The 11,441-nt window shown below is 52.8% G+C and carries 6 protein-coding genes and 1 pseudogene; 5 read left to right on the top strand and 2 right to left on the bottom strand.

Annotated elements, in window-relative coordinates; genetic code table 11:
• Positions 1–55: 55 nt before the first annotated feature.
• The gene (locus tag V6M90_RS20120; protein ID WP_332847031.1) at positions 56–733 is read right to left on the bottom strand and encodes a hypothetical protein; all 678 of its coding nucleotides are present in this window, start codon (positions 731–733) and stop codon (positions 56–58) included.
• 250 nt (positions 734–983) lie between these two features.
• On the opposite strand from V6M90_RS20120, the gene V6M90_RS20115 reads away from it, so the two are divergent.
• From V6M90_RS20115 to V6M90_RS20095, 5 genes are all read left to right on the top strand, one after another.
• On the top strand, positions 984–5,039 hold the full coding sequence (locus V6M90_RS20115) for an NACHT domain-containing protein (RefSeq protein WP_332847030.1): 4,056 nt from the start codon (positions 984–986) through the stop codon (positions 5,037–5,039).
• Between the two features lie 919 nt (positions 5,040–5,958).
• A complete protein-coding gene (locus V6M90_RS20110) occupies positions 5,959–6,798 on the top strand; it encodes a DUF2726 domain-containing protein (RefSeq protein WP_332847029.1) in 840 nt (279 codons plus the stop codon).
• Positions 6,799–6,945: 147 nt separating this feature from the next.
• Positions 6,946–7,377, top strand: a complete 432-nt coding sequence (locus V6M90_RS20105) for a pyrophosphatase (RefSeq protein WP_332847028.1) — start codon at positions 6,946–6,948, stop codon at positions 7,375–7,377.
• A gap of 54 nt (positions 7,378–7,431) precedes the next feature.
• Entirely contained in the window at positions 7,432–8,544 is a 1,113-nt protein-coding gene (locus V6M90_RS20100) for a hypothetical protein (protein WP_332847027.1), read from the top strand.
• On the top strand, positions 8,544–10,751 hold the full coding sequence (locus V6M90_RS20095; protein WP_332847026.1) for a hypothetical protein: 2,208 nt from the start codon (positions 8,544–8,546) through the stop codon (positions 10,749–10,751). Before V6M90_RS20100 ends, V6M90_RS20095 begins: the two co-directional genes overlap by 1 nt.
• A gap of 112 nt (positions 10,752–10,863) precedes the next feature.
• On the opposite strand, the pseudogene V6M90_RS20090 reads toward V6M90_RS20095, so the two are convergent.
• A pseudogene (locus V6M90_RS20090) lies at positions 10,864–11,427 on the bottom strand (TIGR03747 family integrating conjugative element membrane protein); the annotation flags it as partial.
• Positions 11,428–11,441 lie beyond the last annotated feature (14 nt).

The raw sequence follows: 11,441 nt of genomic DNA, 5'->3' as shown, positions 1-11,441 counted from the left end.
GAGGCATCCTTGAGTTCTAGACGGCCAGAGTAGGGAGGCTACCTAGGCAAGGGGCTCAAGGGCGTCGGAGCGCGGGGTTACCCAAGAAGCACATCAGCAGATCTTCCAGAGCCATCGCTTCATGGTCATTGAGCTTGAAGGGCTCGCTTCCCTCTACATAGTAAGTCCTGGACTCGTTCGACATTTTGAGCATTCTGCTGTGTATCTTTTTTCCTGCCGAAAAATGCGCAGTCCCGCGCATGGCTGGATGCAATTCGATCAGAAAATTCTCAACGTCTTGCTCGGTCAAGCTGAAAGGCAGATCGTCAATGTGAAATTGAAGACGGTCTTTTACCCACGCGAATTGGGTAAATCTCTCGCGGGGTACGCTACATACTTCGAAGGGGTTGAGAATCGTATTTGCATCCTTAAAACGTTGATAGAGCTCTGGCAAAGACGGAAGGTTGGCAATGTCTGAATGCACAATACTATTGCGCAATTCTTTGAGCTCCTTCGCTTCGATGAGGAACCTGTCCCAAAAGCTAATAATATTAGGGTGCTTCGGGTATAGGGGCAGCACATCGTGAATCAATTGACCCAATTGGCCGGTCGGGACTTTCCCCGACTGGCGAGCGATGTAGTCTTTGACCTGCTTCTCGAAATCGATCGCTTCAGCCCTCACATCATCCGCGCTGGGCGCATGGCTACTAGGAATCTCTTGGTAGCTATTGGAAGGGCGAAAGCGGGGCGACAAGCCCAGAAGCCGGGTGAACCATTGCAGTATGTTACTTCCTTACATTGCGGTGAAAAGACATCAAGGCTCACTCTGAAACAGTCTTGTAGTGGCAATCGCCGCAGAGAGGGCCTGGTAGGGGGCAGTTACACTGTTGGACCAGCGCGCTTCTCAGGGCACTCATCGGTCAAGTCCCTACCGATAGTTTCTCTATTAGGGCAAAATGCTTCACTTTCGTTGAAGTCCGGTTGCTAAGGAGAGAATGCCGGTCATGGCCCCTACTTACATTTCACGACGTCTCAGTTATCACATTGATAACAAACAGCTGGTAATTGATGAAGCCGGGCTACTCGACGTGAGCGCTCCAAAGATAATCTTGGGCGAACCTGGGATGGGTAAGACTAAGCTGATCAGCTCGCTCGCTGCCAAGCTGGGAGTGAAGGCAGTATCGGCCAGCCGCTTCATGCGGCAATCAGCAAACCTACAAGGGATTCAGTCCGGCAAGCCACTCTTGATCGACAGTGTGGACGAGGCTATCGCCAGCGACGAATGCGCAGCGGTCGACGAGATTCTGTCGAAGCTGGAAAGCCTAGGCAATCCTGATTTCATTCTGGCCTGCAGAGCTCGGGAGTGGCCTGACTATGCGCTGGTGAAGCTCTGGGAAGTTTACCCGGAGCAGGCCGTTGTCTTTCATCTGGAGCCTTTGAACCGGGCTGAAGCAGAAGGACTCCTTGCTGAAGTTCTTGACATCAGCCTGGTCGGTGAAGTGCTCAATCGTATGGATGTCGATTCCATCTCGGAGCTTTATCACAATCCCTTGACGCTGGAAATGATGGGGAAAGTTGCAAAAACCGACGCCCATTTGCCCAGTTCGCGTGCAGCGCTGTTTGAGCGAGTCTGTGGGCTGCTCTGGGCAGAGCACAATGAGGGGCGCGCAGCGGATGCGTTGAGATATCTAACCACCGAACAAGCACTGGACAAAGCCGGGGCACTCATGGCCGGGCTGCTGCTAGCGGGGAAGGAGGCCATTGGGCTGGCCAGGCCTGCATTAGTGGCTGACAGCGATATCGGCTTAGCCCGTCTCACTGCGCTCATCGACCCGGTAGCGGCGAGAGCGATTGTGTGTTGCAAATTGTTCAACAGTGAGGGGCTACATCGTGCCAGGCCAATCCATAGGGTGATCGCGGAGTTTCTGGGAGCTCGCTGGCTGAGCCAGCAGGCTGACAATCCTCGTAAACAACGTCGGTTGCTGGCCCAGTTCCAGGGCAGTGGCAGGGTACCGGCCAGTTTTAGGGGGCTGCATGCCTGGTTGGCCGTTCACAGGGACGAACTGGCAGAAGACGTAATAACCGCGGATCCGCTTGGTGTAATGCAATATGCCGATACGACGAAGTTGACTAATGCTCAGCTCAAGTACCTATTCAAATCGCTTCAAGCAATTGCGCAAGCGGACCCTTATTTTCGTGATCATGATTGGAAAGGCCTGTCCGCTAAAGGTCTTATGGTTGAGGCTTTGTTGAGTGAAGTCGACGCAGCTATCTTATCAAAAGACAATGTACACTTGTCTTCATTGCTCATAGAAAGTATCCGGAGCACTCTGCTTGCCCGTCCTCTGCAACAAACGTTGTGCGACGTAATGTTGAGCACTGAACATACGTTGCACGAACGGTATGCCTCTGCACTTGCATTAAAGCCACTATACACGTGCGATGAGTGGGGCGATTTAATTGCTGCGTTGCTGCTTCAAACCAGAAGAAACTCCATCGAGCTTGCTTATCTGATTACCGAAATGCTCGGTTTCACAATAAATCCCGAACTTTTGGTCGAAACCACACTAGCAAGGTTGGGAGTGATTTTTTGTGAACTGCCCCGATTGCCGCAGCCCCAGGGGCACAGGCTGGGCGAATACTCATCGCTGTCTGACCAGCTCTCAACGTCTGAACTGGCACCGGTTCTGTCGTTACTTGCGGATCGTATTCACCTGGTGGATGCTCGGGACTTCACCGCCACCTTCGAAATTCACGAACTCATTACCTCGCTGGTGGCGCGAGCGATTGCGGAGCAAGTCGTCACCCTCAGCAATCCAAGCCTACTATGGGAGTGGCTCGGTATGCTCTCCCACGCAGACCGCAATGGGCGCGCGATGGGTCTTTTGCTCCGCCTGTTGGCAAATGACAATCAATTGCGTCGCGCCGTTCAACACCATGCTCTATTCGGAGAAGCACGTAAGTATATCTTTCTCCACCAGACAACTATCTTGCAGGAGCACCTAGTAGAACTAACGACGGACGACCATCTTCATTTCATGGAGTATCTAGCTACGTTCAGCAACCAGGACAGGAGCAGGCGTGAGGATTGGCAGAGTTTGGTTGAGTCGGCAGCCTATACCTGTGGAATTGACCAAGAGTTACGCTCGGCGAGCCTTAAATTTGAAGCAGGTTGCTCAGAACTTGCAAATTTCATTGAGCGGAGGATTGAGTCAATCGCTCAGTCGGCAGCAAGCGCACGCGAGCGTGAAGCACTTACTATTTCGCGCGAGCGCAGAAAAATTATCCAGGAGAGGCGTTCGCTGCGTTGCCATTATCGCCAGCACAAAGACAAGTTGCGTTCGGGAGAGTTGCCGTTCATCGAACCCCCTGCCAAACACTATCTTGGGCCGCTACGCCTTTTCCACGCAGCCCCCCCAGCGTTGGAACGGTTAAACCTTTGGTACGGCAAGACTCTGACGCGTGATGTGCTGGTCGGTTTTGAGGCTGTGTTACAGCGGACTGATCTGCCATCAGCGGCCGATGTTGCCAAAGCGCTAGCTCAGAATCGGCACAACCTCTTCAATTCACCCATCTTCGCTGCGCTCTTGTGCCGGTTGCGTCGGCAGGCGGGGTTCACCGACCTGTCTCACGATTTGTTGAAAACCGGGCTTTTGCTGTGTTATCAGCAAGGCCGAATGACCAATGACCCAGACCAATGCAACCTTAGTCTGGAGCTTGAGAAAATCGTACTGAGCACAGAGTACGATCGTGAAGCGTTCGCCCGACTGTGGATAGAACCAGCGCTGCAAACTGCCCAGAGTGTAGTTCCGGGAATTACCAGGTTAGTCACTATTGAAAGTTGGCGATCGACGACGATACTGTTGGCAGCTGAATGGCTTGCGCGGGCAGGTTCGCTGAATGGGGAAGTAGAAAAGCAGCTATTCCTCTTTCTCCTAGACTCAGGAGAGTCAAACAGACTACTCCAGATTGCGAATGTACGCTTGTGCGGAAGGGGTAGTGACCGCGAGATTGACTCAAAGTGGTTAGCGTTGAAGGTACTGATCGATTTTGAAGGCGCGCAAGCCCAGTTTGCCGACAGGCTGAGTGCACCGGAGTTTATCTGGAAATTGCGTGACGTTTTCACGCTGGAGCGCAACCGACGGTTAGTGGAGCACAGTGCAGAGCAAGCCGAGTGGATTGTTTCGCAATTCCGTCGCCTGTGGCCGATCCTACCCCCAGATGTAACGGCGCTACATCAAGACGGTGCTGACGAAGCGTCTCGCTTCATTATCCTGCTTATCGAACGGCTGTCTGCAGATACGACCGGCGATGCCTGTTGGGCAATCTCCCGGTTGGCTTCAGGTCCCTGCGACAGCTATAGCGAGTTGCTGAAGCACGCACAGGTTAGCCAGCAACAAAAAAATACTGAGGAAATGTTCAGACCCATTAAGCCAGAGCAACTGAAGCTACTTCTGGGTGGTGAACGACCTTGCAACGCTGAAGACCTCAAGACGCTCATCGTCGAGGAGCTCGCGGTCGTGCAGAACATTTTACAGGGTGATGAGCTTGATCCAGTACGCATGTTCTGGAATGACAGCGAAGAGCCTCGTGAAGAAAACCGCTGTCGCGACGACCTTGCAGGCATGTTGCGATCTCGTCTGGAGAGGTATGAAGTCTCAATGATGAGTGAAGTTGATATGCCCGAAAACAAGCGGGTGGACCTCGCGTTTCGCTGCGGTGCTATTCAGCTGCCACTAGAGGTTAAGGGGCAATGGCACTCAAAAGTATGGCATGCGGCAAGTAGCCAGCTGGATCGCCAATACCTGATTGATTGGCGCTCGGACCAACGGGGTATTTTCTGTGTGCTATGGTTCGGAACGCGGGTTTCGCAGAATAGTCTTCCATTTAGCCCACCAAAGGGAGTTCAGGCTCCGACCTCTGCTGAAGAAATGCGTAATGCCTTGATTGAACTTATTCCACAGGAAAGACGCAGTCTGATCCACGTGGTGGTCATGGATCTGACCAGGAGCAACCGGCGTCAGGGGAGTTGTTTGGCACAGCCGCTGGATATGCCGTAGCTGGGAATTGAGATCACGGATATCTCCGCCAGCACCTTCTCAGGACGTCGTTCATCATGGCGACGAAACTCAGCTGAGAGCTAAGGATGGCGACCAGCAGTCGATGCAAGCTTGGAGAGTGTCTAGAAACCCCGGAGCGATTCAAATTACCGAAAACGCTGAGCATCTTCGGTTGGGGGCATCCTTTTCAAACCATCCAAAGCATGCCCTCAAATATGCCCAAAATGTAGCAATCAGCTGGAAGTAAATGGCTCTTCGAGGCTAGGAAAAGGTAAAAGTGATCAGCTAACAAGCATGCGCTAAGCCCCTAAAGACTCTCAGGGTCGCCAAAAAAACATTTTGACTTGGCTCTAGGACGGTAGTTTCAGGTCATAAAAAACTAATAATGCCCCCAGTTTTGCCCCCAGACACACAGGGTGCGAGAGCGTTCGCGAGCGGCGACTTCTTACGGACTCCAGTATGGCAGTTGCTGGCTTTCGGTATAACTCCTCATTGGATCTGGAGGGAGGGTGCAGGGCTCATCAAAGACAAGCTAATCCGCTATCGCTCGAGAGCAGCGACTCCGATCGGCTGTGTTCGACCAAATATTTGCATCCGCGTAATTGGTTGCTGGGCTTGGAGGTTTCTACGAAACCAGGGGCGATTCAGTGATGCGCAGACGAAGAAACTAGCCTAGTCGCCTGCGTAGATTATGGTGGGGATTCTCCGGTAGTGTACGCGTGGCGCAGGCATCTATCGGTAACAGGAAGTCGAGCATGAAACACGCAAAAGGTCAGCTGGATCCAAGCAGCGCGCAAGCCATCGTGCATAAGGTGAAGCGTAATCACTGTACGTAAACTCAGTGCTATGCTCGGTCAAACATTTCCTTCTGACAGAGATATGCAGTGAGGTAGCCGTGGCCGTATTCGAGAGAGAATCGATGTACCAGATGCTGGCTAATCGTGACTGGGAGGGTTTATCCAACACACTCGTGGAGCATGCGAAAGCGCTAACAAATGACCCCATAACCCAGCAGGCGGTTGGCTTTTTTGAAACTGAATTCTTTGCTGATTGCGCTGGCTACCCTAGCAAAACTCGGTACCAAAAATTCGAACATATAGCGCTCATGATAGAGCTAGGTAAGCATGGGTTCTCCAGAGCATTTCAAGATCGCTTCGTGGATGAGAAGCTCAAAGTCATGCAGGAGTTGAGCTTGCCATCGCTTCTAAGCTTTGCGCTCTCCAATCAGCACCGGCCTCTTGCGAAGCAGATCGTCCAAGAGAGCAGGACGGCTAAGCTCGAGCAAATTGCCCAGGCGCGTCGTGGTGACCTCAGCATTAAGGCCAGCCAGGTACATGACGCGGGACCCAAAATCATAAAGCTCTTCAAGTCGCAGCAGGAGGAAAACTTCTTCGAGGCTGTTCGGCGGGCATTCCCTACCTATAACCCTTACCCCAACGTGGCTCTGAGCAGTGTGCTGGACATTAACGCGTTCAAAAATGACCTGACGCCCAAGGAACTCAGCTACTTCTTCAGAGCGGTTGTTGACAGCGTTGTGTTCGATGCCCGTGATAGCTACACCCCAAAGTTTTTCTTCGAGCTAGACAGCATCCATCACGACAGCACCCAGGCCCAAGAAAATGACTCGATGAAGGACGCTATCTTCAAGGCGGCTAACGTAAAGTTGACGCGGATCCGGGGGTACGGCTCTAAGGCACTCACCGTTCAGGAGTTTGAGCGATTGGTTGTTGATGTCATGCAAAATGGCGTCCTTCGATAGCGAAGAAGTCTCGCCTGACACTCGATCTCGACCAGTTTCAGAAGGTTCAATGAAGGCCCGTACCGCACAAGTTGAGGTTTGCTTTGCATCCAAAAAGAAGCGTAGTGTCAGTGGTAGTCGCACAACCCCGCCGAAGGAGAAATACGGATGGCGAAGACGTTCCGGGATCGAATCCAATCGATGAATGAGATGTACAAGCTCCCTGTAAATGATGCGCCATATCTTTTTGAGAGTACCGACGAGCGCTTGCTGAAATTCAAAAAAACCCTTCTAGATGAAGTACACGAGATCGACGAGATCGTTGGCTGTATCCGGAAAGGTGCTTCTGATCTGGACGTCCAAGTCGCAATCGCAGACCTGCTGGGGGACGTCATCGTATATTGCCGGTCAGAGGCGATGAAGTACGGCATTCCTCTTGAAGAGGTACTGGACGTCATCATGGACAGCAATGAGAGCAAGCTTGGTGCTGACGGCAAGCCCATATATGACGAGAATGGGAAATTCCTTAAAGGCCCTGCTTATTGGAAGCCAGAACCTCGGATCAAAGAGCTTCTCGCAAGCTACACACCTAAGAAATGATTTCTTTGTTGAGGTGATTCGTTGGCCACAATCCATGTAGGTAGATGCCGCAGTTTGGTCGACATCGAGCGCGCGATCTCCCAGATGTACAGCGAGTCGGAAGATAACAAGTTCGTCTTCCCTCTGGGCTTCTTCAAAGCGCGTCATAGCCCCATGTACGATGCGTCCAGGTTGCAGATGATCGTTACCTTGGCCCGGCAGCGATTGAAGGGCGACTACCTAGATATTCACCCCAACGCGACTCCGGAAGACGCCAAAGAGGCTGTGTGTAGCTACTCACCTGGCATCGCGGGCGCACGATTGACCCGTGGGATTCGGCTAGGTAACCAAGAGCTTGATCGACGAGACGTTCTAAAGGCTGCAGCGGGAAAAATGCGGGACACTGATGCCGGTGTTTTTCGAGACGTTATCCGGGGTCGAGCACTGGATCTAATCTGTGTAGCCGCCTCGAAAGTGCAATATCTGCGACCGCTTTTCGCAGCTCCCAAAATTGCGAAAGAACAGGAAGCAATGCGGGCGTCGATGGCTGAATTAGTTGACTATGTGAATCAGCAGAGCCGAGAGAGTATTCCTGACTCGCTCATTGATGCGCTGGGCTCATTCTCCAGTGAGCTTCTCCAGAACACCCAAGATCATGCGGTTACTGATCACGAAGGGAATCCCTACCTAGCCCACGTCGAGGGCCTGATATTAGGATGGACGCGCTTGAACGAAGAGCTCTTTTCGGAGGACTTTTCAGGCAATGATCTCCTAAGGGCGTACTGGGGTACAGAGTCTGGTGCGACAGACTCAGGCCTGACGAGCCTGCGTGTTTTTGAAATCAGTTATTTCGATTCCGGCCCCGGGCTCGTCAGCCGCTTCACCGGTAAATTAGTCACCGACATGACGATTGAGCAGGAAAGGAACGAGCTCCTCCAGTGCTTACAACACAATGTATCGTCTAAGCACCAGGACGCTGCTGGTGAGGGATTACCGCTGGTTCTCAGCGAGCTGAGCAAGATCGGGGGGGTGATCAGGATCAGGTCAGGGCGTCTGTCTGTCTTCAACGTGTTCACCAAAGGCGACACGCAGCGGAACCATTTTGAATTTGAGGATTGGACGCAGCAACCGCTAGCGCCCGTTCAAGGTGCTGTCGTTTCGATCCTCGTGCCGTTGAGGGCAGAATAATGGAAAGATTCTACTCTTGGCGTCACGTTAAGCATTGCTCGGTACAAGGCTCGGTTGAGGTTTTGAGCATTTGCTATAACGCCTGTGACCTCGGCCCGAACAATGTTTATCCGGACATTGAGTCTGCACTAAAAAGTCACGCCAACCTCCCTGACTGCGTTTACATCTTTGGTAACAGCCGTCAGCTGGCGGCGTTTCAAGACGCATGGGCATCAGACAGTCCGCGACGCGCTACGATGCTACGGCGCGGCGAAAAGCATGGGATTGATTTCGTCCGTCAATATGTCTTTTGTGAGTGGCAAGGTTCTGCCTTCCAACAACACACGCTTGGAAACACAACGGAGGCTTTCCAGTTTGACCCCAACGATTTGTTGGTGCGGGGCGTCTTCTCGCTCCTTGAAAAAAACAGTGCCATTCACAGGGCGCCATCGGGCCATATTTTCAAACACCCTTCAGGTACTAAAAACAAGGTTTTCATCCAGGCGAGAGATATCGCCAGCGGCGAAGCCGAACTCTTTGTAGTCGCTTATTGCGTCGCTCAGCGCCATTGCGAGCGGCTACGCGTCGCGAAAAAGATCTTCATCGATACCATGGGCATCTATGCCTTTGTCCGGAGCGCATTGAGTCTTTGCGATGGCGACGCCGAGATTCAGAGTTTTCACTCATACGATGAACTTGAGGGTCTTATTCCCCCGACCGTACCTTACTTCTGCGTTGTTTCTGCCTCTACCTCGGGGCGGATGGCAACAAAAATGAAGGAGCGGTGGTTCTCTGATGACTGCATTCTGACGATGGTGGACGTCAAAAAAGCTGGGCGAGACGGAGACGTGCTGGTATCACTCGGCGCCATGGGTTTGACGCTGCCTGAGCTTCATGCGACTGAGGGGACGCTGATAGAAATCATTGGCGAAAACTTTTCCTCCAAGGCCAAGCCCCCGAGGGCTGTAGTGATAGGAGTGAAACACGCTCCAGAAACACTGGACGCGATTCATCAGCATTTTGGATTCTCGATTCCGCCGCTCAATTCGCGAATGGAAGGTGGGCGAACCAAACTCGTCCAGCTTGATCCTCAAGCCATCATGGAGAATTCTGATTTTACGGAATGGCTTGATGATGAAATCAACTGGCGATTCCCGCTTGCAAGCAACCTCGTGGTCCATGCGCACGATGAAAGCTCGCGCCTGTTGGCAGAAGAAATAGCCAGGAAGCTACGGGAGAAGATTGCGAACGAAAAAGTCATAAGAGTGGTGGGATGCAACGAACTGCTAACCACTGACTGTTCGGATGTGACAGGGGTTGTGGTCGTTTCGGCTGTGTCGCGAGACGGTGGCGTGCTGAGGGGGATCAGTCGTGACTTGCGCACCCGTATCCTCGGCAATGTCCCTCGGCAGTATGTGACGCCGATAGGGATACCTCAAAGCGCTAGCTCCTGGAAACAGCTGGAAATCTTCTTAACCAGAAATCCGACCTCCCGGCTGTACGGCTTCTCAAACTGGATAAACATACCAATCGGGGAAGATGCGGAGCAGAGCGCTTGGTCATTACTGACAGCGCTGGGATCGGAGGGGCAAACCCTCAGTGCGGATGACCTGCATCTGGGTGCTGACATTCCTTCTGGTGTAATCACCCAGTCGTTGAATTTGGTCGTTACAGAAATCGAGAATGCCCAGCAAGCGCTGTTGCGCTCACCACGAGGGCAGCCCCTAACGCTCTCTGAAGGCTTCCTGTTCTTCAAAAAGGACTCTCAGATTGCAGAGAGGTATCAGCAAGTTAGCCAAAGCGCGGTCTTTCTCACATTGTCGTCGGTGCTTCAGTACGCCCGAGAGCATGAAAACCCCAGTCTGAAATTATGTCCAAACGGGTATGAGTCGGTAGTCCTGGGCCCTGAGTGCTTCCTACGTTTCAACGACTCGATTCTGCAGGCATGCTTGCTTAGGGCGAGTTATCCCTCCGAGCTAGACTACTCTGCAAGCCCCGAGCTGAGCAGGCTTATGCGAGAGTTTCTATCCAAGGTGTTCATTCGCTCCAACGACGAATACGGCGATGCAGCGCTTGAGTTTGCTGCTGCTATTGCGATCGACAGGCTGCGGTTGGCGAAAAAGGACATGGAAGCCCTTCTAGAAGAAAACTTTCGCAGAGCATCCGCAGCGCCCGCACCCTCGGCATTGCTGGGCATGCTGATATTGGCCAAGAATCGGATCAGCTGATCCAGCTACACGGTTAGGTGCCAGCTTTCTCCACGGCTAATTCGTTTTGTGGAGTTCGCTGCACCCATGGACTCACCATCAATGGCAACAGTGCGCGTTTTGCTCGATGTTAGACAAAGCTGCTTTCTCGACCAGCTCCAAATTTACGCAGGTCACGTCGCATCAAACCGTCGACGGCACCGGTGATCATCGCAATTAGGAACAGAGGCATAGCCAGAGTCAGCACCGCCAAACGCACCACAAAAGTGAAGATCGTGAATAGGGCTGCCAGCAAGTAGTCCTGCATCGCAACGTAGGCCTGCGCGAACTGCCCCTGCAGTGACGCTTCTCGACTGAGCAGTTTCAGCTGGGTGTCCGATTTCGCCCATCCAGAGCGCACCACGACTCAATCGTTCAGGCGTTCGAGTACCTTGGCGGTCATTTGCGCGGGTTCTTGCACAAGCAGTGAATTCTTGAAATGGCCACTGAGTCAACCCAGCTCACTCAGCCACATGGCATGGCTGTGATACCAGCCCTGCTCGGGCCAGAACCACAGCATTCCCACGAACTCCAGCACGATGGAAAACATCAGCGAAGCGAACAGCAGGCCGAGTAGCCGCAGACACAGCCCGAGCATGCCGAAGATGAGCCCCGGACTTCGCTGTGGAGGAGGCGGGTTGGCTGGGGTGGTCGACATACGGGCTCCAGAGT

Source organism: Pseudomonas lactucae, from assembly GCF_036688725.1.
GTDB classification, from domain to species: domain Bacteria; phylum Pseudomonadota; class Gammaproteobacteria; order Pseudomonadales; family Pseudomonadaceae; genus Aquipseudomonas; species Aquipseudomonas lactucae.
Note: the sequence above shows the minus strand (reverse complement) of the source record. Positions and strands in the feature narration are given on the sequence as shown.

Coding starts and splice junctions, on each gene's coding strand:
- V6M90_RS20115 (WP_332847030.1), top strand. CDS start 984: ATGGCCCCTACTTACATTTCACGACGTCTCAGTTATCACATTGATAAC.
- V6M90_RS20110 (WP_332847029.1), top strand. CDS start 5,959: ATGTACCAGATGCTGGCTAATCGTGACTGGGAGGGTTTATCCAACACA.
- V6M90_RS20105 (WP_332847028.1), top strand. CDS start 6,946: ATGGCGAAGACGTTCCGGGATCGAATCCAATCGATGAATGAGATGTAC.
- V6M90_RS20095 (WP_332847026.1), top strand. CDS start 8,544: ATGGAAAGATTCTACTCTTGGCGTCACGTTAAGCATTGCTCGGTACAA.